Source organism: Acinetobacter sp. NIPH 2100 (assembly GCF_000369805.1).
Classification (GTDB): Bacteria; Pseudomonadota; Gammaproteobacteria; order Pseudomonadales; family Moraxellaceae; genus Acinetobacter.
In genome coordinates this window covers 2,942,500-2,967,037 of sequence record NZ_KB850224.1, presented here as the reverse complement: position 1 = coordinate 2,967,037, position 24,538 = coordinate 2,942,500, and the positions used below count along the sequence as shown (strand labels likewise).

Sequence of the window (24,538 nt, the reverse complement as noted above, 5' to 3'; positions counted from 1 at the left end):
AACCGCTTTTTTTATGTCTAAATATCGTGATTTTGGTCGGATTATGTTATAAGCATGGCGTTTTATTGGCATATTATTTTTTATGTTTGAAAATTTACTCCTCCCCATGTTTGATGATGAATATTATCCCGATATTCTCGTCGCTGAAGTGAAGCAACATATCCGTCGCTTTTCAAAAAAGGTCAGCCGTACAGACTTATCTGATACGGAAATTTATCGTTATGCAAATCAGACCCTGATCGAAATTAATGAAATGAAGCCGCAATTTGAAGACTTGGACTCAAGTTTAGATGACACTGCCGCAGATTACATTGCTGAAGCCATGATGATGGTGGTGCAAGATGTCGGTTATTTCGACATTGAAATGGAAGAACTGATTGCCAATCGAGAGTGGTAAAAATCACTCTCGTTGGTTTTTTATAATAAAAAGAACTATTTCGCAGCGGTTTCATCCCAAAGCTTAGGCAAAACAATTTGCCCTGAAATCCATGCTTCAATTTGAGGCTGTTTGATTCGTTGATAATACTGGCTTTGGCTCTTGATCAACAAACCCAAAGTATCACCCTGTTTAAGTTGCCCATAGACACTCGGTAACTCGATGGTTTGTGCTGTTCTCATTTGATCGTTTAAGCCCAATCGAATCTGATCATAACTTCTTTTTTGAGTTGGATTAAATGGTGTAGTCTGATCATTTAAAATTGCATATTTCCCTGTAACTTTTGATTTCACTGCAACTGAAATAAATAACGTCGCATTTGCATATTTAGGTGCTGTTTCCATGTTGAGGGTGAGTCGCGGGGAGCCTGTCATTGAAGTCGGTTGCAAAGCGGTATGGATTGGAACAAATACCGCTTGCGATGTGGTTGGTGCAACCCATGTTTTTTTCAGCTGATATTCAGTCACAGGGCTAAGATCAGTCAGCTGATTCACTGGACTTTGGTCAACACATAATTCAGGTAAAGATTCGGTAGCTGTTTGGTCTTTCAGTTTTTGGTTAAACCAGGTCAAAATGGTTTTTTGAAGATTATATTGCTGCTGACCACAATGGACTGATTTACCGATATACCAAAATGGCGTGTTTCCGAGCGGAGAATGTTGGGTAAAAGGCTGTAAATGCCCCCCTTGTACGCCAATCAAATGTACTTCTCGCTGAGCCTGTTGTAGGCATTGTGCAGCTTTGACACCCTCATTAAAAGGGAATAATACATCCCTGAATCCTTGAATGATCAGTGCATCTGCTTGAGGGGCCTGATGATGGCTACAAAACCAGCTGGCTTGGTGTGTTTTAAGAAAATCGTAGGTGGATTGCCTTAATTGTCCATGTTGCGTATCAAGATAAGCCTGCTTGAGTTCAGGATCAAATTTATTCCAGTTCCACCAATCCCCAATCAGATTGAGGAAACCGATCCAGTTACTTTTAGGAATGCCATTCGGCGCTAGGCTATGCACGATGTCATACCATGTGGTAATTGGTACGATGGCCTGTAAACGTGGATCTAAAGCAGAAGCAAGATATTGCACTCCGCCTGCATAAGATTCACCAATCATACCTGTACGAACACCATGCTGATTTTTTGCCAGTTGAGGCAAATTTTTTTCAGCCCAGTTCATGATGGTGATGACATCTTGTGCTTCCTTTGCAGGATCTGTCAGCCGAATTTTGCCCTGACTGTCACCATGCCCCCGTTGATCATAGCTGATCACCCAGTAGCCATTTTGCCAAGCTGTTTTTGCTATCTGTCCTGTGGGCAACAGAAATCCATACAAGCTGAGCTCAGGTCGTTTCATACGAGAAAGACCAAAGCCATGGGTATGTAAAAGTAATGGGGCAGTCTGATCTGATCTTAAATGAGGTTGATAGACGGTAAAGGCGAGTACAGTCCCATCAGACGCTGTTGTCTTCGCTTGATAATAGCGTTGTTTTAGCTCGGCTGTTTTGCCTGTAACTGAGATCGGTTGTGTTGTTGCGTGGACACAACCCTGCAAAACAAAGATCAGATTGAGGCAAAGCCATAAGACGTAAGAACGCATAGATTATTTCATCCTTGAACAAATCTTTGAGAAGTCACGCGGTGCGTAGACACAGTGTACTTGAGCCAGTGCCTCGATACTATCACTGATAGGTCATGTTGTTTGACCTATCAGTTTTCATGGTTATAACAGACGTGGTTTTTTGCGATAGGCATATAAAAATAAACCTAGACACAGGAACATTAAACCAAATACAAGATGTGAGCTTAAAGGTTCTTGGTTGAGCCATACACCCCAAAAAGTGGCCAATACTGGCGTTAGAATAGTAATTAACATCACCGTTGTTGGGTTTAATTTTTGAATGAGGTGAAAATAAAAAATCATGGCCAATACTGAAGAAAATAATGCGCTATAGAGCAGTGCTAAACTGGTTTGCAGGCTGGGTAACTGATTAGGCATTTCAGACAAGAAAAAAGGCAACAAACACAGATAACCGAACCATGAAACGATAGTTGAACCTGTGGTTTGAATGATTGGGTGAATTTCTGCACCTACTTTTGCAACAACAAACATTGACAGCACGTAAAGTAAAACAGCCATGATTTCATAACACACACCTAGCAAATCGAGTTGAATATGCTCCGCTCCTATACCAAGTGTGAGTGATAAACCAAAAATTGCGAGACTAAGTCCATACCATTGGCGTTTTAAAAAATGTTCCCGTTTTAGGATAAATACTGCAATCAGGCCAGACCATAGCGGAGCAGTGCCATAAATAATCGAGATCATGCCTGATGAAACACGAGTCGCTCCCATATAACAAAAAGTCATTGAACCAAATAAGCCAATCGCACCTGCCGCATAGCTGATGAAGGCTGTATAAGTGAAGTCGAGTTTGAGTCGAAAATAAAGCAAGCACATACAGGCCAAAGGAATGGCCAAACTGAACCGAAAAAATAATCCCCACGCCCAATGAATTTCATGCACCGTCAAGACTGCGGCCAATGGAGTCAATGACCAAATCAGCACGACTGCAATGAATTGACCGACTGTAGCAAGGCGAGGGTTGATAGGGGCTACAGTCGGTTGGATCTGTGTGCTTGGTATAAAATTCTTTTCTGGCAACTGTGTCATGGTCATGTTCCTGTGATAACAACGGTAGGTTGAGTGGTCGTAAATTTAGGCAATAAAAAAGGTCGCTGTTGAGGCGACCTTTGTTTTCATATGATGTTTTTTTAACTTGTTATCGGATGAATATGTTTAAAGTCTCCTCGCATGAACATGCAGACACGTCGCCATGCGGCATTGACAGAAATGCAATGCGAAATGGCAATAAGACGTGCAGAAGAAACCTTGTGGATCAACATATAAAAAATTCTAAATTGGATCAGTTTTTTATAGCACAAGGTTTGGGTAAAAAATAGTCGTTTTCTCAAATAAAGATAAAAATATCAGTAAAGAAAATAAGTCATTTAGCATTGCTTAAATTGCGGATTTTTCCATAATGTTGCTATCAAATCTTGAAAGAAGTCTGCTCTTGTCTGCTTTAGAAATCGTTGCGGTGATTATTAGCCTTATTGGTGTGACATTGACCATCCGACGCAATATGTGGTGCTGGTGGTTTAATTTTCTGGCCTGTGGGTTGTATGCCTATTTTTTCTTTACCATCAAACTGTATGGTGAAACGATTCTGCAATTTTTCTTTATCGTGATGAATGTCTATGGATTCTATTATTGGTTGAAAGGCAAGCGTCAGGATCATGATATTCGGATTGAGCCCATTGCCAAGACTGTTGTGCTGTTCCAAATGTGTTTGTCGGTGGTGTTTGGTCTAATCTTTGGACTGATTCTTAAACACTTTACCGATGCTGCTGTACCCATGCTGGATTCACAGTTGGTGGCGTTTAGTTTACTTGCGACTTATTGGACTAGCCGTAAGCATATTGCAACATGGATCCTCTGGATTTTTGTCAACATTATCTACGTGGGGATGTTTAGTTATAAAGAAGTTTTCCTTACAGCAGGCTTATATGCTGCTTTTGTGGGATTGGCAGCATATGGCTGGTGGCAATGGGAACAGGTCAAGCAGAAACAAATAGCATAATCATAAACAAGGGCAGCTGAGCTGCCCTTGTTTGTTACTGCTCAATGATTATTTAGTTGTGGCTTGATAGTTTTGTACTGCTTGACGACCTAAAGCGGGATCATCGGTAAACAGACCATCAATTCCAGCTTTGAGATAGAGCTGCATTTCTTTGAGCGATCCTGTAGGGCAACGTTCAGCTGCTTTAGCTGGATCAATGCTACATTTAAAGTTGGTTGGTAGATGGTTATTTTCAGGGCGGAAAGTATAAGGGTGTACTTTTAAGTTGAACTTATGTGCATCAGCAACAAAAGTCGTTTTCTTACCGGATGCTACATCTTTGAAAATATAAGCCTTTGATGGACCAACACCATTGGCATAGGCAGCAACATCTTTCAGACCCTGTGCAGTTGCTAGATCAGCATAGGTTTTAGGATTGTTTTGATCGACATAGTCTGCTGGTCTTGCACCTGGAGCATCATAGAGCTGAATTAACTGCGCGTGTTTAACACTCTTATGTAAATCCAGTTGGTTTTTCAAATATTTTAAATTGCCAACTTCGAAAGATTGTAGATAAATTGGTGCAATATCGCGAGTGTATTGATATTTAGACAGCGTTTTAAGTAGCGTGTCTTCCATCGCCAAATTTTGTTTTTGGAAATAGGTTGGATGTTTGGTTTCAATATAAAGACCAATGATTTTGCCAGTTTTTTTATAATGCGCATCAGCAAGTTCAATGATCTGCTCTAAAGTCGGAACAGGATAGAGATCATTGTATTTTTGATTGTCTGGTCGAAACTGCGGAATACGTTCACGTGCTTTCAGTTGTTGTAATTCGTTTAAAGTAAAGTCTTCCGTAAACCAACCGTTATCAAAACGTGTCCCATCAATCACTTTGTTTTTTTTACGATCCGCAAATTGAGGTAGGGTCGAAACATTGGTGGTGCCGCCAATTTCATTTTCATGACGGGCAACTAAGACACCATCACTGGTTGAAACAAGATCAGGTTCAATAAAATCAGCACCATCATCAATCGCTTTTTGGTAAGAGGCAAGTGTATGTTCTGGGCGCAACGCACTTGCACCGCGATGTCCAACCACTAAAATTTTTGGAAGTTGATATTCTGGTTGGGTGGTATTGTTTTGATGATCATTGTCATCATTACAACCTGCTAGGCTAATGAGACCGAGACAAAGAACTGCTTTTTTAAACATGGATAAGCTCATTGGTTTTTATATTCAAACAGCAAGTTTGAAAGCCAAAGTTATCAAATCAATGACAGTTGTATGATGGTTTGATGAAAATATGAAGAATTCTAAAGTTGAGACCTGACCATAAAAAAACGCCAGTTTAGATTAAGGACTAAACTGGCGTTTTTTTATTCGCCATTATGAAGACTTATGCTTCCAATATGGCCAATTGATTTCTGGTGTAAATTGATAGTTTTCATCTTGCCAATAAGACTGTCGTGGTGATGATTTATCTTTAAGTCCCATGATCTGCATGAGGTTATTATCCAGTTCAGCAGTATTTAAGGTCTTGTCTTTATCCACCCCTGTACTTTGTAATTTATCAGACCACATAATCACAGGCACTTGATAACCAGCCTTGGTATTTGGACTATGCCCTGCATAATCAATTTCATGTCCAACTTCATTGCCATGATCGGATACAACCGTGAACGATCTAAAGTCTGGCACAGCATCTGCTCTCAGATCATCTAGAAATTTTGCTAACAGAAAGTCTTCGTATAACACTGCATTATCGTAATCATTACGCAGTGAGCGAATCCATGGATCAATATCTCGATTTTTAAGTTCCATTTCAACTTGATCATTACTGGTGCTGGTAAATTTATTAAATGTAGCTGGATAACGCTCTTTATAATTTGGATGAGCACCAATCAGATGAAGAATAATTAACTTTTTCGGCTCGGGGTCTGCCAGAGCTTGTTGATAATCTGGGATTAAGTTTTCATCCAAAGAGGTACTACTACGTCCTGAACGGTTATTTTTATATACGGCTTTATCCGCATAGGAGCCAAACAGAGAGGATAAATAGGTATCGTCTTGATTGCTGAGCCAGTAAATCTTATAACCAGCAGCTCGCGCATAGGCCAGTACACTTTCCGATGAATATTTATCATGTTCTGCGGCTGGGCTTTCGGTCAATAAAACACGTAGCGCATTGATGGTAGACGGTGCTGGAGAAAAGGCATTACAAAACACTTTAATCTCAGCGAGCCGCTTTGCTAGTTCAGGCGTAGTATCCCGTGGATAATCACAGACACCTAAGTTTAGACTGGTAAGACTTTCTGACAGGACCAAGACATGAGTTTGTTTGCCTTTGGCTTGGTCAGTCAAGACTAAATTACTTTTTGCACTCATGTCCCATTGATGATGCACATCTTTATGCTGCTTAATTCTATCTTTAAAATCCTGAATTTTAGTTTGGAACTCAGACCAAAATATAACAGGATGCACCTTGCGAGAAGGTTTCATTAAATAGCTGGTGATGGTGAGTAGAATCAGTAGGATAAGGCAACTACGATAAACACGACTCTGCCAAAGGCGGCTGAAATGAATCGGTTTAACCAGTTTGAATACAGCAAAGCTATACAGTGTGAGCACACTGAGTAAACCAAACACCACAGCAGCAATGGTGACCAGATGAAGCTGGATAAATCCCCAAGTTTCGTGTTGATTGGTATTGGCAATTGCTTCGATAATAAAATAGGCTTCATTATCACTATTGAATAAAAACCATGTACTGGAACGCAGAAGGGCATCGAGCCATGCGATGAACCACCAGGCAATGGTCAGGACATACCAATATATTTTTTGTCGCGTAATCGCAAGATAGATAAAAATAATGCCAGGTAAAGATAAAAAGCCAAGCCTTAAACCATCAGACAAATTACCTACGCTGATCAGCAAGCCTCCAGTAATGAACGCTGGAAGCAGAACAAGCAGCAAGATATTAAAGTTTTTTAAGCTGGCCTTCATATATGCCTAATAAAATGGGGGAGAGTAATCAAGCGTGCTAATATCGTTTTAAGTCGGGGATGTGTCAATTCCAAATTAAGAAGTATTTGATTGCACAGCAAATAAAATTGATTAAACAGCTTAACTGTTTACTTGGTAACAAGGGGTAATTCTTGGTTTATGCAAGCATCGCAAAATCCATTATTTCTCCTCAATTCTTGCTTTTTGAAATGATATGTTAATAGGGATGGTGTTTGCGCTAAAGCTCGGTAATGATCGTAGACTGAAAGCACCAAAATTTATCTATCTTTTTGAAAAATTGACTGTTTCACGAATGGAATGAACAGCCATGTTATCTAAGTTTTTTATTCATCGTCCCATTTTTGCTGGTGTACTGGCAATCATTGTCATGGCTGTTGGCCTCTTCTCCATTTTAAATTTACCCGTTGAGCGTTATCCCGATATTGCACCGCCGCGAATTACGGTGGCAGCAAATTATAGTGGTGCAGACGCCCAAGCGGTTGAAGATAGCGTTACCCAAGTTTTAGAACAACAGATTAAAGGGATCGACCACCTGCTGTATTTCAGCTCTAGCAGTGATGCCAGCGGCAATAGCCGAATTAGTTTGTTCTTTGACCAAGGGACGGATCCTGATCAAGCACAGGTTCAGGTTCAAAATGCCGTCAATGGTGCAATCAATCGTCTCCCAGAAGATGTACAGCGTCAAGGTGTCAATGTCCGTAAGTCTTTGAGCGATTCCTTTATGGTGATCGGTCTTGGAGATAAATCAGGACGTTCAAGCAATCTCGATATTTCAGACTATTTAACCAATAATTTTGAATTGAACCTGAGCCGAATTGAAGGTGTGGGTGAGGTCAGTGTATTCGGATCACAATATGCCATGCGGATATGGCTAGATCCTCAACGTTTGGAACGTTATCAATTACAAGTCAGCGATGTACGTTCCGCGATTGAAAATCAAAATACCCAAGTTGCAGCGGGTGCAATTGGTGATTTACCCGCAGCTGATAACCAATATTTAAATGCCAAGGTCACTTCAGGTTCACTTTTGCGTACGCCTGAACAGTTTGAAAATATTATTGTCAAAGCCAACAATGATGGCAACTTCGTTTATTTAAAAGATGTGGCACGGGTTGAGGTGGGGGCGGAAAACTATCAGGTGTTTAACCGTCTGAATGGTTATCCAGCTTCAGGGCTTTCATTGTCATTAACTGTCGGTGCCAACGTCATGCAGGTGGCCGATGCTGTTTATAAAGAAGTTGCACGTTTAGAAAAAACCTTACCAGATGGTTATTTTGTGGTTTACCCACGCGATGATACGCCGTTTGTAAAAGAGTCGATGTCACAAGTGGTCTCAACGCTAATTGAAGCGATTGGACTGGTCGTGTTGGTGATGTTTATCTTCCTGCAAAACTGGCGTGCGACCCTCATTCCTGCGGTCACGGTTCCTGTGGTGATTTTAGGGACTTTTGCCGTTTTGGCTGTTCTTGGAATGAGCATTAACACACTGACCTTATTCGCGATGGTATTGGCGATTGGTCTGCTGGTGGATGATGCGATTGTCGTGGTTGAAAACGTTGAACGACTGATGCATGAGCAGCAACTCAGTGCCAAGGAGGCTTCAATCCAATCCATGCAGGAGATCAGTGGGGCTTTGGTCGGGATTACCTTGGTCCTGACCGCGGTCTTCATTCCCATGTCTTTCTTTAGTGGCGCGACTGGGATTATTTATCGACAGTTTTCGATTACGCTCGTGGTTGCAATGGGACTGTCTTTATTGGTGGCATTGATTTTGACACCCGCCTTATGCGCAATTTTATTGAAACCTCAGCAGAAGCAAGCACGTTGGGCCGTCTGGTTCAATCAATGTTTAGATGCCATTAAAACGCGTTATTTGAATGTTTCCAAAAAAGTCATTGCTGTGAAAGCGCTGTCTTTGATTGGCATTGTGGTACTGATTGCGAGTTTTATCTGGGTCTATCGTGATTTGCCGACCAGCTTCTTGCCGCAAGAAGATCAGGGCTTGTTAAACGTACAATTCCGTTTACCTGAAGGTACCCCGATGAGCAAGACGGAGGACGTTGGCAAACAGATCTCAGATTACTTCCTTGAACGTGAAAAGGCCAATTTGAATGGTGTGATGGTTATTCATGGACGTAACTTTTCAGGGACAGGACAAAATCTTGGTCAGGCCTTTGTTTCGTTAAAACATTGGAATGATCGTAAAGGGACAGAAAACAGTGCACAAGAAATTCGTGCACGTGCAATGAAGTATTTTTCAAAAAATAATCAGGCACGCATTATGGTGTTGATGCCTTCGGTGATTCGTGGCTTAGGCAACTCCGATAAAATGGAGTTTTGGCTGCAAGATACCCAAGGCTTGGGCAGACAAAGCTTGGTGAATTCTTTCCAACAGTTACAGCAACAAGGGAATGCACTTGATTCTGTCGAAAATGTCGATAAAAAAAGCAATGATGATCAAGCGGTATTAAATATCAAAATTGACCATAAGGCGGCCATGATCCACGGGCTGAATGTGAGTGAAATTAATCGCACCTTATCGACAGCGTGGAGCGGAAGTTATATCAATGACTTTATTGACCGTGGGCGAATTAAGCGAGTGTATTTACAAGGCGATGCGCCGTATCGTTCCAAACCTGAAGATTTAAACTATTGGTATGTAAAAAATGCCAATGGACAAATGGTGCCATTTTCTCAGTTTAGCCAGATTGCTTGGCAAGGTGCGCCACCTATGCTCGAGCGCTTTATGGGCTATCCTTCCATGAGTATGGAGGCGGATGCATCGAAAGGCTTTAGTAGTGGACAAGGTATGCAAGCCATTGCTGGTTTGGTTGATCAAATGCCAAACGTGGGTCTTGCGTGGAGTGGTTTGTCCTACCAAGAACAACAATCCAGTAATCAGGCGATTTGGCTCTATCTGATTTCTGTCGCCTTTATTTTCCTCTGTCTTGCGGCACTCTATGAAAGTTGGTCAATTCCAACCGTGGTGATGGCTGCAATTCCGCTCGGCATTGGTGGAACTATTTTATTTAGTTATTGGTTTGGTTTCGCCAATGATATTTATTTCCAGATTGCACTACTGACCACCATAGGTCTGTCCTGTAAGAACGCCATTCTGATGGTTGAGTTCGCCGCAAGTTTGCAGCAACAAGGCCGTAACGCACTGGACGCTGCTTTAGAGGCAGCTGGGCTTCGTCTCAGACCGATTTTGATGACCTCAATCGCATTTGGTGCGGGCGTGATTCCGCTGATGTTCTCAAGTGGTGCAGGGGCTTTAAGCCGACAGGCGATTGGTTATAGCGTATTTGGTGGTGTAGTTTTTGGCACGATTCTGGTCCTGATCTTTATTCCATTTATGTATGTACTGGTCAGAACTCTGTTTAAGCCGAAAGGCAATCCAGTTGAAGTGTTAAAATAAACTTTAGATAAGCAACTGAAATGAACAATTTGTTGAACAGAATAGGACTCGAATTGTTCATTTTTGTTGTCTAAGTTGAGAATATAAAAAAATATTTGTAGTATTGCCGTGCCGTATAAGCGGCTTAATGAGGATTGATTCCCCAAATGGACACGCAGAGTTGTAGTTTATTCCAAATTACACATTTTTATATTCATCAAAATCTGAATGAAGTTTTCTATTCGATCGTAAAATAATACGCTGCGTTTAGTCCTTCATTGCAGATACTTTGTAGTGAAGAGGCGAACATGAGCTACAACAACTTTTTATATTTATTAAGCGACGCACTTAAAAATAATCATATTGAACTTGCACTTGCATCAGTTGAAACATTTCAAGCAGTCGATATTGCGGATGTATTGACACAGCTCTCACCTGAACAAAGTCAATTGCTACTCACGCATCTACCTGATCGTGCCTATGTATTTTCATATCTTCCACCCAATGAACAGGTCAAACTGGCGCAAGCCATGCCCAGAAATATTTTGGCAGAGATTATTGGCGAAATGTCATCGGACAAACGTGCTGATGTCTTTAAATGTTTGGATGAAGAACAACAAAATGCATTATTACCCGCCCTTGCACAGGCTGAGAGAGAAGATATTCGTCAACTGTCATCCTATTTAGAGGGAACAGCGGGCGCCATCATGAGCTCTGAGTATGCGACTTTAAAACCCAATATGATGGTCATGGATGCGATCAGAATGTTGCGCCTTGAAGCGCCTGATACTGAAATGATTTACTTTGCTTATGTTCTAGATGAAGCACGCAAAATTCTTGGGGTTTTGTCTTTAAAGCAGCTGATACTTGCACCTGAAGATCAGAATATCAATGAGCTCATGGAAACCAATGTCTTAACCGCTTTTGTGGATACAGACCAGGATGAAGTGGCAAAAATCATTGCACGGTATGATTTATTAGCGCTGCCAATTATCGATCATCAAAACATGATGGTCGGGATTGTGACCTATGATGATGCGATGGATGTTGCCAGCGAAGAAGCCACGGAAGACTTTTTAAAAGTCGGTGCGGTCAATGCATCATCTAAACTCAGTATTAAGTCTGCACCCATTTTGCAACTGTATCAGAAACGGGTTTTCTGGCTGGTGTTTTTGGTGTTTGGCAGCTTGTTGTCAGGAATCGGGATTGCTCACTATGAAGATGTGATTGCCAAAAATCTTGTCTTGGTTTTCTTTTTGCCGTTATTGGTGGGAAGTGGCGGCAATGCCGGTTCTCAGTCTTCAACACTGATGGTTCGTGCCTTAGCTACGGGTGATGTGCAATTTAAAGACTGGTTTTATTTACTCGGGCGTGAAAGCTTAGTTGCTTTGTGTCTTGGTGGAACTATGGCTGTTGCAGTGTCATTACTGGGGTATTTCCGTGGTGATGAAATGGTGGCTTTGGTGCTGGCGCTGAGCATGATGGGGATTGTGTTGATGGGCTGTTTGATTGGAATGAGCTTACCTTTCATTTTAAATAAAGCTGGGCTTGATCCTGCCAGTGCTTCTGCACCTTTGGTGACCTCGATTTGTGATGCCACTGGGGTATTGGTATATCTATTTATCGCTTCGATGATTTTATTCTGATTGGTAATAATAATTGTACCGACAAACAGTAAAATCTGCTTTATTCTCAAGCATAAACATGGTTTTTAGGTTGAGTGAATGACTGCTCTAACAGAACAAAAAAAATTAACCCAGCAGCAAGCGATTGCTGTCGAACGTGATTTAGCAAAATTTGCCAATACCATGGACAGTTTGGTTCGAATTCCCTTTACCAAACAGGGCGTCGGGGCCGATGCTGCACTGAGTACCATTCCATTTGCAGGTGATATTGCAGGTTTTATTTTGACGCTGTATGCCTTTAAAAAGGCAAGAGAAGTCGGTGTACCACAGCACAAGCTCAAGGGCGTGGTCAAACTGGCGATTATGGACATGTTGGTGGGTTTTGTACCGATAGTCGGCACATTATTTGACATATTTATTCGTCCGAGCCGCAAGACGCTTGAAATTGTGCATGCGCATATCCGTGATGAATATCAGGTATACAGTGATATCCATGTGGTACATCCATTCCTGCATGAGTCGCTTGAGCAGAAGCAAAAAACTTCAGCATTTTGGCGTAATCCAATCGTGAGCTGGATTTGGTTACGTATCCCAGATTTATTGGGAATCGCGGTACTGATTTTATTGGTGGTGGCAGTTTGGGCTGGTTTCAGTTATCTGTGGCAGTTTTATCAATCTTTCCAAGCACACTAAATGATTATCTTGCAAAAGATAAAGCCTCCGTGATGGAGGCTTTATTGTTTATCTGATACTGATTATTGAACATTTAATTGCTGTAATGCAGCAACACGTTGTTCAATGGTTGGGTGAGTTTGGAATAAAGCAGCTAAGCTAAAGCCTTGTTCCTTACCTTCCGCAATCGCAAATGCTTTCATTTCTTTCGGCATTTGATCTGGCATTTCTGATTCTGCTTGTAAGCGAAGCAAAGCAGAGATCATCGCTTGTTTACCTGCTAAACGTGCACCGGCTTCGTCTGCGCGATATTCACGTTGACGAGAGAACCACATCACGATGGCAGAGGCCATAATACCGAATACGATGTCGAGTACGATCGTAATGGCAAAATAAGCAAGACCAGGTGCCTCACCTTCTTCACGACCAAACACATTACGGTCGATGAAGTCACCGGCAATACGTGCAAAGAACATGACAAAGGCGTTCACGACACCTTGAATCAGCGCAAGGGTAACCATGTCACCATTCGCTACGTGACCGATTTCGTGCGCGAGTACTGCACGAAGTTCATCTTTGTTCATACGCTCCAATAGACCTGTTGAAACAGCTACTAATGCGTCATTTTTATTCCAACCTGTCGCAAATGCATTGGATTGGTAAGAAGGGAAAATACCCACTTCAGGCATGTTAATACCTGCACGTTGAGATAATTGCGCTACTTCTTGTAATAACCAAGCTTCTGCTTGACTACGGGGTGCATTTGGGTCAATTAATTCAGTCCCAGTGGTTTTTTTAGCCATCCACTTCGACATGAACAGGGAAATAATAGAACCCACCATACCAAAGACAAAACAGACGACTAAAAGGTTGCCTAGATTCAAGCCCCCTGCGCCATGGTAACTACCGACACCGAAGAGTGACAAGATAATGCCAGCTACAACCAGTACCGCGAGGTTGGTTAGCAAGAACAAACCAATCCGCATCATTGAGAAAACCCTCTTATAGAGAAAAAGTGATCTGATTTATAAATTATAAATCATAACGCTAATATGCAGGGCGAATTGTAAAAATTCAAGCAAAAAATAGGCGTAGATACATTTAGCCTATAAAACGATGAACTGGCTGATAAACAGTGACTTAAAACAATTTCTGTATGAAAACAATCCGCTAAAATCACACCGTGAGAATCGTATTCTTGAATTGTTAATCACTGAGGCGGATTCGCGCAGATGCGGTGGCATTGGTGGTGGTATAGGTACCTGTAGGGGCATCTGTAAAGGTGCCATCTGCAAGGGTAATAATCTGACGGTTATATGGTTTAGGAGTAGGTGCAACTTCTGCAGCTTCACTCGATGGCGGGGTGTAATTGCTAGATTGAGCAATCACTTGGGTATTTGAGCTAGATGATGAGCCGATGCTCGATGCATATAGATTTTGATAGCGACTGGTGACACGACGGACATAATCTTGGGTTTCACGGAAAGGGGGAATGCCACCATACTTGTCGACATTACCTTCACCTGCGTTATAGGCAGCGATCGCGAGTTGGGTATTGCCGTTAAAGCGTTTCAGTAGCCAACTTAAATATTTTGCGCCACCAAAAATGTTCTGCTGTGGGTCATAGGCATTATTGACATTGAAGCGGCGTGCTGTTGCTGGCATCAGTTGCATTAAACCTTGAGCACCGACAGGAGAGCGGGCATTGATATTAAAGCCTGATTCAGTATGCATGACTGCTTTAATTAGCCCTTCAGAGATGCCGTGTTGCTGTGCTGCTTGGCGAATCAATGAGTCGAATGCATTTTTATTACGACTATAGCTTGGAAGTACTGATGCCTCACTTGCACCCCAGTTACTATAGCTATGAATATTACTGTCTGGATAATAGGTCGCTTTAACCACTTTTAAATGGCTATATTCTGCTTTCTTTTTATTGGTCAGCAGCGTTGTACCATTACTGTCTTTAAATTGATAAATCGTCTGACCAGCATAGCTTGTGGCTACACCATTAAAAAAACCGATTGTCCCCAAGCAAAGGGTAAAAAAATATGTTGTTTTGTTCATCGTTATAATATTCACGAAAGGATGAGCATAAGTTCTTCACAGCAGTGTAACAAAAAAAAGTAAAAAAAGAACTTTCGCTACAATTTTTTTATTTTCGGCTGTCAGACAAAAATCAAGTCATTTTGTTCGAATGTTCAGCAAAAAAAATTAAAAAAAATTTTTTAAAAACTAAGTCTTGACTTATGTAAGTCATTGATTTTATTTTTATAAAATCATTGGTTAAAAAATGATCAATCTAATCGGAAGCCTTATTTTAAGACAAAAAGAGTTTGTCAATAGCGAAGAAATCCACAAATTTATCCACAGCTTTTGTGGACAACTGTGGAAAAGTTTGAAATATAAGCAATCCAGCCGAATCTGAATTATTTTGGTCAGAATTTTACCAGTATGAAACTCAAATATGACGATTGGAAGAAATTGAAAAATTCTTTAGATGCGCATCTTTTCGGAATGAGATAAAATCTTGCGGTATTTTTGTTTATGAGTAAATCACGTCTATGTACGCGCCAGTGGAATCCAACCAAGGATTTAATTTCAAGCCAGAACTTCCGACAAGTTCAGCGTATTATCGCCTGTTGAAAAAGCTTCGTCGTCAGGTTGGGCATGCAATTCGTGATTACAACATGATCGAAGAGGGTGATAAGGTCATGGTTTGCGTGTCTGGCGGTAAAGACAGCTATACCTTGCTGGACATCTTGTTACAGTTTAAACGCATTGCACCGATCAATTTTGATGTTGTGGCTGTGAATCTGGATCAAAAGCAACCTGGCTTTCCAGAGGATATCTTGCCGCGCTATATGGAAGAAAACAACATTCCATATTACATCCTTGAAAAAGATACTTATACCATTACCAAGCGTTTAACGCCTGAAGGGAAGACCTACTGCGCAGTATGTTCTCGTTTGCGTCGTGGTTCACTGTATGGCTTTGCACAAGAAATTGGTGCAACCAAGGTTGCATTGGGTCATCACCGTGATGACATTATGGCGACTTTCTTCTTGAACTTGTTCCATGGTGGTAGTTTGAAAGCCATGCCGCCAAAATTACTTTCATCGGATAAAAAGAATATCTTGATTCGTCCTTTGGCTTATGTCGAAGAGAAAGACATTATCAAATATGCGGATTTACGTCAGTTCCCGATCATTCCGTGTAATTTATGTGGTTCACAAGAAAATTTACAACGTGCCATTATCAATGACATGTTACGTGAGTGGGATAAGCAGCACCCAAAACGTTTACACAGTATTTTTGGTGCTTTACAAAATGTCTCGCCATCGCAATTGGCGGATCGTGAGCTGTTCGATTTTGAAGCGTTGGATGCTCAGCGTGAGTTTGATATGAAAGATCCAGAAGAGCTGAAAAATCGTTTAGATGTAGTCAATCTCAGTTTTGCTGCTGAGTAAAGTGTAAAAATTTTTGAAAGGGTACTTGTTAAGTACCTTTTTTTTATAAAAATTTTAAAAATTGAATCCCGCGTACAAAAAATCATAGCCTAAAATAAAAATTACATGCTATAACAGGGCACGAGCAAATTGCTTCATGAGATGTCGTCTGGATAGATGGCACAAGAAATTGAACAAATACATTTGAGGAATAATCATGGCTGCATTTTTAACTGATGATTGGTTTGCAACTGTTGAAAAACTTACTGCTGAAGCAGGTGATTTAAACTTGCCACCAGCACTTGCGAATTTAGCGATTAACTTGGTTGTAACAGATGCAGCTGGTAATACAGAGTTGGCTTTAGATGCAGGTAAAATCCAAAAGGGTTTATCTTCAAATGCTAAAACAACTTTGAACATGGATGCTGAAACTTTACGTAAAGTATTCTTGGAATTTGATATGGCTGCTGCAATGCAAGCATTCATGACGGGCAAAATCAAAGTACAAGGTGATATGTCTCAGCTTATGGCTTTACAAACAGCGAAGCCAAGCCAAGAGCAAAAAGATTTATTCAAGAAAGTACTTGAGCTGACTGCTTAATTCTTTCCAAATAAAAAAGCTTACCCTGAGGTAAGCTTTTTTTTATATCTATTCAGTTAGACATCAATACGGCTATTGGTTTTAAGATGCTCTAAATAGGTACGAATACGCGTCACATATTGTACGGCTTGTTTATATCGACCATTTCTTGCTTGATTACGCTGTAAATAGTCATATAAATTGACCCATTGATTCGGATCTTTGCCTTGAGCACGGATACGTTTCTGAATCTGGCTGACTGCACCCGGACCCATATTGTAGGCCACTAAGGCATACCAGTTACGATCTGGATAAGGCACATTACCAAATTGATCTAACATCAGGTCAAAGTACTTTGCACCACCTTGGATGCTTTGCAATGGATCTGAACGATTGCTCACGCCCATTGCCTTGGCTGTACTGTTGGTCAACATCATTAAACCACGGACACCAGTGGGAGAAACTGAGCTCGGTTTAAGATATGACTCTTGATAGCCAATCGCCGCGAGTAAGTGCCAATCTAAATTGTATTTAGATGCGCTTTGTTTAAAGCTCGCTTTGTAAATAGGTAAACGCTGATTCAAATCTTTTTGAATGGTTGACCAAGATTCAGGCTTAACTACATTACGATTATAAAATGAAGCTAACTGCTGTGTGGTCCCAGCTTGCTGACTCTGGCAAATAAAACCACTCGCGGTCAACGTAAGTGGATCATCTGCTTGTTTGAATACCCAGTTTAACTGAGGATTTAAACCATTTTTACTTAAACTTGTTTGATCGCCACAGCTTGCCGAAAAAGAAACCAGTTGCTTGCTTTCGATTGCTGCCAAATTGGCTGTGGTCATAGCAATGTTGGCTTTGCCTTGGGCAACCCATTTCAATGCTGTGGCATTGTCTGGAACGGTTTTAAAATCAAGTTTTACATTTAAGCTTTGTGCATAATTGCGTGCTAAATCATAGCCAAAACCATGTAAAAACTGACCGTCTTTAAAGACTGTGGTAGGACTTTCAACTGCAACGATAGTTAACACATTGGTGTTCACGACCGTATTGTACTGATGTGATTTTTCAGCATTCAAGCTATTAAAAGGAAGGATTACAACCCCTAACGCTAAAGCCTGAAAAGGAAGTTTGGAAGATAAAGAGTTAAGGCTAGGCCTCGACCCTGAACTTGAATTACTGTGCATGTTGTCTCCGCTACAGATAATTTATGCCCAAAAAGTTCAGCAAAACACTGCCTTAACTTTTAAAAGTTGATAAATTCAATAAGGGGTGGGCAATTCATGAACGTCATTCAAAATGACATTGAGTTAAAAGAAATGCTGTAAATGTTTCACAACGTTTACAAAGTGTATAAAAATTGAACAAAAATAAACTTAGGGGCGCATATTAAGCGCCAAAACACAGAATGTCAAATTTTGCACAATAAAAAATTGAGAATTACATCACAAACGCATGATTTGAAAAAGAATAAAATTTATACACTTTAGTCGTGGGGAAATAAGGAATACAATGCAAAAACATGTAAATGGAATGTTGTATTAACGTATTTGGGCTTATGAAATCGAATTTAATCACACGTACTGGACATGACCTTTTGGTCGCTGAACTAAAAAAGCTTTGGCACGATGAACGCCCAGAAATAACCAAGAAAGTAAATTGGGCTGCAAGTTTGGGTGATCGCTCAGAAAATGCTGATTATCAATACAATAAACAAATACTTAGAAAGATAGATCGTCGGGTACGCTATCTAGGGAAGCGCCTAGAAGAGTTAAAGATTGTTGATTATGTCCCTGAGCAAGAAGGGAAAGTCTATTTTGGGGCTTGGGTTGAAATTGAAAATGATGCAGGCGAGAAAAAAAGTTTACGTATAGTGGGAGTGGATGAAATTTATGATCATCACCCTCAACATATCTCCATTGAGTCACCCATGGCCCATGCACTCCTGAGTAAGCAGGTCGATGACGAAGTTGAAGTGCAGACGCCATTGGGAAAAAAGTTGTGGTATATCAACTCAATTCGCTATGAAAAACCTGAAAATGCTTAAAATTACAGAGTGTTGTTTTTATTTTGAGCATTTGATGCATTATTTTAAATAAAAGATTTGCCAAGTCGAACTTTTATTTATATGATAGCCGCCATTGGAAGCGTGGCAGAGCGGTTTAATGCACCGGTCTTGAAAACCGACGAGGGTGTGAGTCCTCCGTGAGTTCGAATCTCACCGCTTCCGCCAAATACGAAAAAGCCCTTATGTAAATAAGGGCTTTTTTATTTCTTTATTTTTTAGATAACTAATTTGGTGGCAATTGCCCACATCATGATTCCAACCAAAACATCCAAAACTCTCCAAGAGCTCGCTTTTTTGAACAAAGGCAATAAAACTCTTGCGCCATAGCCTAAAGCGAAAAAGAACAGCCAAGATGCAAGGATGGTTCCAGCAGCAAATAAATAAAGGTCATCTGCAAATTGAACTGAAATCGAACCAACAAGAATGACAGTGTCTAAATAGACGTGTGGATTCAGCCAAGTAAAGGCGAGACACATGCCAATAATTTTAAGTAAGGAATCTTTTTCAATTTCACTTGGATTGAGTGCGGAGCTATTGTTTATGGCTGAGTAAAAGTTTCGAAGTCCATAAAAAAATAAAAATGCTGCACCAAAATATTTAGCAATGGTCACGATCAAAGGAAAGTCGACCACGATTTTTGAAAAGCCCGTGACACCAAGATAAATCAAAATAGAATCTGAAAGCGCACAGATCAAACAGACCCAAAAAACATGTTGCTGCTTTAACCCTTGTTTCAGGACAAAAGCATTCTGTGCACCAATGGCTAAAATTAAAGAAAAGCCGATACCCAGTCCATAGAAAAATGCAGTCATGTTTGAGTTCCTCAATTGTATAGGATGGTCTATGTTGGCTTTGGATGGAAAAAGAATTTACAGCTGATTAGACAAAGGCTGTCTGTCTAACACTTGAATGAAGTGTTAGATGCTTTTTCCACTAAAAATTTACTGTTTGCTATTATCTTTCTTTATTTATAAAAGTCAGTAAAATTAAGATTGTTTTGGTTTGGCTAAATTTTTTTAAGGTTTTAAGAAGGAGAATAAGTAATGTGAAGTATTCTTTGCTGTGTTGAATCAGTGTTTAGAGGTCAGTTTCTGCAACAAAGCTGCTTAAAATATTGTTGTCCGAATTACCCCCCTTATTTTTAAATTATTGCCCTTATTTTTAGCATCGTTTTAGATAAAAATTAAAAACAATCGACACAGGAAGTGTTCGAGGCAATATCCAAGCAAATATTTGAAAAATAACGAAGCGAGTCAGGCATGGATCCAAATCATAATATTCAAACTATAAACAATCTAATGCTCAGTAAAATACGGAAAGTGATTGCGCTTGGTTTTGCGACACAAGGTCTTGGCTACGCGACGGTGATGACCGCACTCCCGACAATAAAAGGCCGATTTAGACTCTCTGATGATCGGTTATCACTGATTATTCTTGGTGTATGCATTGCAGCGGCGCTGGGTTCAATTTTAGCCGATCGTATAGCGGTTAAACTTGGATCACGACTTGCTGTTGTGACGGGGTTTATTTTTGAAGCCATCGGAATAGCAATTGCTGCATTTAGTCCAAATGTGATTCTGATGATTGCTAGTTTTTTACTTTATGGACTTGGACTAGGCTGCTTAGATGCAGCATTGAATATGCAAGCGGTTGTGATGGAACAACGGCTTGGTAAAAGTGTATTTGGTGGTTTCTTTGCTTGTTACACAGCAGCTGCATTTTTAGGGGCACTCATTATGTCTGCGACGGTTTCAACTACGCTTGGAGCAACGACAGCATTATGCATTGCGGTGGTGATTGCATTGCTTAGCTCGCAACTTTCTAGAAACTGGTTATTTCAGCAAAAACAATGCGCGGAAATACATCCGCAAGATAAACCAGCGATTCCATATCGACAGCTTCTGATTTTTGGGCTGATTATTCTGATTGTGTTTACGGTCGATTCTGCAATCAGTACATGGAGTTCCATTTATCTCAAAGATGTTTTAGCAAGTTCTGCAACTGTTGCTCCTTTAGGCTATGCAGCCTATCAAATTGGAATTTTACTAACACGGTTAAGTCTTGATTATTTGCTGCAATTTAAAACAGCAACATGGATTGCTTTGGTCACTCTCCTGATTGGAGCATTCGGATGTGTATTATCTGGAGTAAACCATTCATTAATAACAGTTATTTTGGGTTTTGCATTGGCGGGTGTCGCTGTAGGGGCCTTGGTTCCACTTACATATTCTGCTGTAGGCCGTTTAGATGAAAGTCGACGAGATGAAATTATTGCTCGTGTTAATATTTTTAATTATGGTGGCGCAGTCGCAGGTGCGGTCATCGTTGGGCTATTAGCAACGCCTTTTGGTTACGCTCCATCCTTTATTGGTTTGGCATTTGCCTTGCTCAGTCTTATTTATCTGAGAAAAAGGCTGGTTTAATCGACATCAATCAGGACAAAGGCTTTTTGCGATGCTCAGGATCAGAGGGAAAACAACAACGAACGTGGAGAAATTAGTGACGCTAAGATCAATCAGAATCCTAGCTGAAAGTACGCAGATCCATTGCTTAAAAGAACGAGAGGATTTTTCAGCGAGAAAACCTGATGGCTTCTATCATCTTTCTTTATCCATAAAAGTCAGTAAAATTAAGATTATTTAGATTTTGCTAAATTTTTTTAAGGTTTATATGCTGGATAACAAACAATGCGAAGCATTCTTTGCTGTCGCTGAAAATGGAAGCTTTGAACAAGCGGGTACCCAGCTATGTATTACTGCATCCGCTGTGACGTTGAGGGTACAAGCACTTGAAAAAGAATTAGGGCAACTGCTGCTGATTCGGGGTCGTCCCTGTGTGTTAACACAAGCAGGTCAGCAGATATTCGAACATATACAGCACATCCGACGTTTAGAACAAAACTTGCTGCATGGTTTGACCGGTGGAGGGGAGTCACACTTTTTTAAGACCGTCATTGGTTCAAATGAAGATTCTCTAGCGACATGGTTACTTCCTGCCTTAAAGGAGGTGTTGCTGAAAGAGAAGATTGTGATTGAGTTGAGAACCGATGATCAGTCTCATACCTATTCATTATTAGAAAAGGGGAGGGTGAGTGCCTGTATTTCGATTGAAGATCAGCCTATGCGTGGTTGCAATGCAGAATATTTAGGCATGATGCGTTATCAAATGATGGCAACGGATGCGTTTAGAAAAAAATGGTTTGCAGAGGGCGTCCATCGAGAAAGCTTACGTGCTGCACCAGCCATTATCTTTAATGAGAAAGATCGGATGCATTTTGATATTCTTGAAAAAAACTATGGATTGATGAAAGGTACATATCCTTGCCACTTAATTCCATCGTCGGAGTCTTTTGTCACCGCAATTAAATTGGGACTCGGCTACGGCATGGTGCCAGAGTTGCAGCTGAATACTGAAAATCAGGCAGAAGTATTGGTTGAATTATTAGCTGATATTCGAATTGATATTCCACTATATTGGCATCATTGGAATCAACAATCAAAGCCATTACAGCTTTTGACTGAGCATATTGTAAATCAAGCTCGGTTAATCTTGGCTTAAGATAACAGAATAAAATCAAAATAATTTTATTATAGTGTGCATACATCTAATATTTTAAATGTATGTGCTAACGCAGCTTCTAAATTATTTTGTGAGAATAATGAAACCTGAAAACTATTTAGAAGCTGCGTTTAAACTAAACTCAGCCCGAATTTTTTATCTTGCTTAAATGACTAAAAAATTCTAGAACTTTCAAAATATTGTTTAGAGACATTATTCAAGGCCGTTAATACATGACTTGTATCTTTCGTGCTTAATGCTTCATTGAGTTCATGCATATAAGCTACGATTTGTGCTTTTACTTTGTCTGCAAAAACCGGGGTAACCTCTTGGTCTTCGTAGAGTAGAACATAGTTTTTGGCAAAACCATAAATGAGAAATAAAGCGTTGGGTTCGAGAGGGTACTCTGCGGCAACAATGGCTTGTTCGCATTGATGTTTTAATTGTTTGTAGGCATCCGTTCCATTCGGAAGAGTTTGAAACGTTTCAAATATAGATTGGAAATTCATTTGAATTACTCGCTCAAAAAGAAAATCTACAGATGATTGAATTAAAAATCAAGAAAAATTTATTATTTTTCTCATGCATTGTTTATGTCATGATTCGTATGAAGTTATCTTAAAAGGATTAAATATTTTATGGGGAGTTGGATTTATCCTTACGCAGATCAAGAATATAAATATATGCTCATAGATTTATTAAACTATTTTTACATTTCCGATACTAGTCATATACAGGCTGTACAAATTAAAAAATGCGCCAATATGGGAAAATGGTAACAATTATTTGATTTTGATCGTTTTAGGTGATGGTTGTGAAGAAGATTTTATTACCCGCTATTTTGGTATTTGGTTTGGTTGGCTGTACTTCGATTACCACCATGTCTTCTGCTCAATTTAACCAATTGAACACAACACAGATTCCATTCTCAGGACTTTGGACAGGTGAGGCGAGTGCAGCCTTAGTCGCATTAAGTTTAAACCGTCAAGGCAGTGGGATGCTGTGCATGGATGACCGCAAGGAAGTCATGACGTATAAGGTTAAATTGGTTGATAACACCTTATACAGTGACAAAGGGGTTAAATTTAAAGTCAAAGAGCTGAATAACAGTAAGGCCAATATTCATATGAGCTTATTGGGCTTAGGCGTTAACATTGACCTGAATAAAGATGATTCTTTCAAGAATGCCACAGTGGGATGTAAGCAAGTCCTGAACTAAGGCTGTATTGCTATTCCAGACTTTGCCTGTGATTGCAGGCATTTAAAATTTTCCGCAGATTAAAGAGACTGTTATGTTTTCTCCTTATATTCATGCGTTTGCATTATTTTTCTCATTGCTCAATCCCTTTCTGATGAGTGTTTACATGGTCGGGATGATCCGTAACACCGATGCAAAGGTATTTAGTAAAGCTTTGATACAGGGTAGTTTGATTGCCTTTGGGGTGTTTATTCTTTTTGCCTGGGGTGGTGAGAATATTTTTAGTCGATATTTGAATGTACGGTTTGAATCTTTTCAAATTTTTGGCGGCTTCATTTTCTTGGTGATTGGTTACCGTTATGTATTTCAAGGCGCGGAGACGATCGGAGAAATGCGTGGTGCACCTGAGCATCTGGCAGGCACCATCGCGATGCCATTTATGATCGGCCCAGGGACGATTAGTGCTGCGGTGGTCACAGGGGTGAGTGTACCTTTTACAGGCGCAATGGCCGTGATTGCGATTACCTTGATTTTAACCTGTAGTATTTTGATCTTGATGAAATTTGGTCACGATCATTTACGTTATAAGCATGCAAAGTATATCGATCGCTATTTTGATATTGTTGGTCGTTTATCCGCTTTGCTGATTGGTACGATTGCAATTGATATGATTGTAAACGGTATCATTGGGCTGATTCGTTCAGCCAATCTGAGTTGAATTGTATAAAGCCTCGATTTCACAGCTCAAGTATTTTATTCAAATATTCTCTTTCTTTGAAGAACGGACTGAATAAAAATACTTGAGATGTCATTATTTTGAATTAAACAGCAACAAGATCATAAAAAGAATTGATGATGTTTTATGGTTTTGCGCATATGTTTATGCTCATGAATAAACGATAATAATCAT

Annotated in this window: 21 protein-coding genes and 1 tRNA gene; 13 read left to right on the top strand and 9 right to left on the bottom strand. The window is 40.2% G+C overall.

Annotated features, from left to right (window positions below; translation table 11 throughout):
• Nucleotides 1–82: 82 nt before the first annotated feature.
• A complete protein-coding gene (locus tag F887_RS04285; RefSeq protein ID WP_005296202.1) occupies nucleotides 83–397 on the top strand; it encodes a DUF5713 family protein in 315 nt (104 codons plus the stop codon).
• 35 nt (nucleotides 398–432) lie between these two features.
• Here F887_RS04285 and F887_RS04290 read toward each other — a convergent pair whose 3' ends face one another.
• Together F887_RS04290 and F887_RS04295 are read right to left on the bottom strand one after the other, a co-directional pair.
• Nucleotides 433–2,031, bottom strand: coding sequence for an alpha/beta hydrolase family protein (locus tag F887_RS04290; protein WP_005296199.1), 1,599 nt, complete (start codon nucleotides 2,029–2,031; stop codon nucleotides 433–435).
• A gap of 123 nt (nucleotides 2,032–2,154) precedes the next feature.
• Nucleotides 2,155–3,105, bottom strand: a complete 951-nt coding sequence (locus F887_RS04295; RefSeq protein WP_005296198.1) for a DMT family transporter — start codon at nucleotides 3,103–3,105, stop codon at nucleotides 2,155–2,157.
• A 403-nt stretch (nucleotides 3,106–3,508) separates the two neighbouring features.
• Here F887_RS04295 and pnuC point away from each other — a divergent pair, with 403 nt between their 5' ends.
• Nucleotides 3,509–4,075 carry a nicotinamide riboside transporter PnuC gene (pnuC, locus tag F887_RS04300; RefSeq protein ID WP_171067482.1) on the top strand — a complete coding sequence of 189 codons (567 nt, stop codon included), beginning with the start codon at nucleotides 3,509–3,511 and terminating at the stop codon, nucleotides 4,073–4,075.
• Nucleotides 4,076–4,123: 48 nt separating this feature from the next.
• On the opposite strand, the gene F887_RS04305 is transcribed toward pnuC, so the two are convergent.
• Nucleotides 4,124–5,269, bottom strand: a complete 1,146-nt coding sequence (locus tag F887_RS04305; RefSeq protein WP_005296193.1) for a glycerophosphodiester phosphodiesterase — start codon at nucleotides 5,267–5,269, stop codon at nucleotides 4,124–4,126.
• Between the two features lie 174 nt (nucleotides 5,270–5,443).
• The gene (locus F887_RS04310; RefSeq protein ID WP_005296190.1) at nucleotides 5,444–7,060 is read right to left on the bottom strand and encodes a phosphoethanolamine transferase; all 1,617 of its coding nucleotides are present in this window, start codon (nucleotides 7,058–7,060) and stop codon (nucleotides 5,444–5,446) included.
• Nucleotides 7,061–7,388: 328 nt separating this feature from the next.
• On the opposite strand from F887_RS04310, the gene F887_RS04315 reads away from it, so the two are divergent.
• From F887_RS04315 to F887_RS04325, 3 genes are all read left to right on the top strand, one after another.
• Nucleotides 7,389–10,499 carry an efflux RND transporter permease subunit gene (locus F887_RS04315; protein WP_005296188.1) on the top strand — a complete coding sequence of 1,037 codons (3,111 nt, stop codon included), beginning with the start codon at nucleotides 7,389–7,391 and terminating at the stop codon, nucleotides 10,497–10,499.
• A gap of 287 nt (nucleotides 10,500–10,786) precedes the next feature.
• Entirely contained in the window at nucleotides 10,787–12,124 is a 1,338-nt protein-coding gene (mgtE, locus tag F887_RS04320; protein WP_005296185.1) for a magnesium transporter, read from the top strand.
• A gap of 78 nt (nucleotides 12,125–12,202) precedes the next feature.
• Nucleotides 12,203–12,796 (top strand): DUF4112 domain-containing protein, encoded by a 594-nt coding sequence (locus tag F887_RS04325; protein WP_005296182.1) that lies wholly within the window; start codon nucleotides 12,203–12,205, stop codon nucleotides 12,794–12,796.
• Between the two features lie 62 nt (nucleotides 12,797–12,858).
• Here F887_RS04325 and htpX read toward each other — a convergent pair whose 3' ends face one another.
• Both htpX and F887_RS04335 read right to left on the bottom strand, forming a co-directional pair.
• Entirely contained in the window at nucleotides 12,859–13,764 is a 906-nt protein-coding gene (gene htpX / locus F887_RS04330; RefSeq protein WP_005184378.1) for a protease HtpX, read from the bottom strand.
• A gap of 217 nt (nucleotides 13,765–13,981) precedes the next feature.
• Entirely contained in the window at nucleotides 13,982–14,842 is an 861-nt protein-coding gene (locus F887_RS04335; protein ID WP_005296178.1) for a lytic transglycosylase domain-containing protein, read from the bottom strand.
• Nucleotides 14,843–15,339: 497 nt separating this feature from the next.
• Between F887_RS04335 and ttcA the strand changes: the two genes are divergently transcribed.
• Both ttcA and F887_RS04345 read left to right on the top strand, forming a co-directional pair.
• A complete protein-coding gene (gene ttcA / locus F887_RS04340; RefSeq protein ID WP_005208106.1) occupies nucleotides 15,340–16,245 on the top strand; it encodes a tRNA 2-thiocytidine(32) synthetase TtcA in 906 nt (301 codons plus the stop codon).
• A 196-nt stretch (nucleotides 16,246–16,441) separates the two neighbouring features.
• Nucleotides 16,442–16,825: an SCP2 sterol-binding domain-containing protein gene (locus F887_RS04345; RefSeq protein WP_004801562.1), complete on the top strand. Its 384-nt coding sequence runs from the start codon at nucleotides 16,442–16,444 to the stop codon at nucleotides 16,823–16,825.
• Nucleotides 16,826–16,881: 56 nt separating this feature from the next.
• On the opposite strand, the gene F887_RS04350 is transcribed toward F887_RS04345, so the two are convergent.
• Entirely contained in the window at nucleotides 16,882–17,991 is a 1,110-nt protein-coding gene (locus tag F887_RS04350) for an MltF family protein (RefSeq protein WP_005296176.1), read from the bottom strand.
• Between the two features lie 371 nt (nucleotides 17,992–18,362).
• On the opposite strand from F887_RS04350, the gene greB reads away from it, so the two are divergent.
• Nucleotides 18,363–18,851: a transcription elongation factor GreB gene (gene greB, locus F887_RS04355; RefSeq protein WP_005296174.1), complete on the top strand. Its 489-nt coding sequence runs from the start codon at nucleotides 18,363–18,365 to the stop codon at nucleotides 18,849–18,851.
• Nucleotides 18,852–18,947: 96 nt separating this feature from the next.
• Nucleotides 18,948–19,037: transfer RNA gene (locus F887_RS04360), tRNA-Ser, on the top strand.
• A 50-nt stretch (nucleotides 19,038–19,087) separates the two neighbouring features.
• On the opposite strand, the gene F887_RS04365 is transcribed toward F887_RS04360, so the two are convergent.
• Complete coding sequence (locus F887_RS04365; protein ID WP_005296172.1) at nucleotides 19,088–19,684, bottom strand: LysE/ArgO family amino acid transporter; 597 nt, start codon at nucleotides 19,682–19,684, stop codon at nucleotides 19,088–19,090.
• Nucleotides 19,685–20,131: 447 nt separating this feature from the next.
• On the opposite strand from F887_RS04365, the gene F887_RS04370 reads away from it, so the two are divergent.
• A complete protein-coding gene (locus F887_RS04370; protein ID WP_005296169.1) occupies nucleotides 20,132–21,295 on the top strand; it encodes an MFS transporter in 1,164 nt (387 codons plus the stop codon).
• Nucleotides 21,296–21,542: 247 nt separating this feature from the next.
• A complete protein-coding gene (locus tag F887_RS04375) occupies nucleotides 21,543–22,430 on the top strand; it encodes an ArgP/LysG family DNA-binding transcriptional regulator (RefSeq protein ID WP_005296167.1) in 888 nt (295 codons plus the stop codon).
• Between the two features lie 173 nt (nucleotides 22,431–22,603).
• On the opposite strand, the gene F887_RS04380 is transcribed toward F887_RS04375, so the two are convergent.
• On the bottom strand, nucleotides 22,604–22,939 hold the full coding sequence (locus F887_RS04380) for a hypothetical protein (RefSeq protein ID WP_005296164.1): 336 nt from the start codon (nucleotides 22,937–22,939) through the stop codon (nucleotides 22,604–22,606).
• 299 nt (nucleotides 22,940–23,238) lie between these two features.
• On the opposite strand from F887_RS04380, the gene F887_RS04385 reads away from it, so the two are divergent.
• Nucleotides 23,239–23,649: a J517_1871 family lipoprotein gene (locus F887_RS04385; protein ID WP_005296159.1), complete on the top strand. Its 411-nt coding sequence runs from the start codon at nucleotides 23,239–23,241 to the stop codon at nucleotides 23,647–23,649.
• Nucleotides 23,650–23,722: 73 nt separating this feature from the next.
• The gene (locus F887_RS04390; protein WP_005208116.1) at nucleotides 23,723–24,346 is read left to right on the top strand and encodes a MarC family protein; all 624 of its coding nucleotides are present in this window, start codon (nucleotides 23,723–23,725) and stop codon (nucleotides 24,344–24,346) included.
• Nucleotides 24,347–24,538 lie beyond the last annotated feature (192 nt).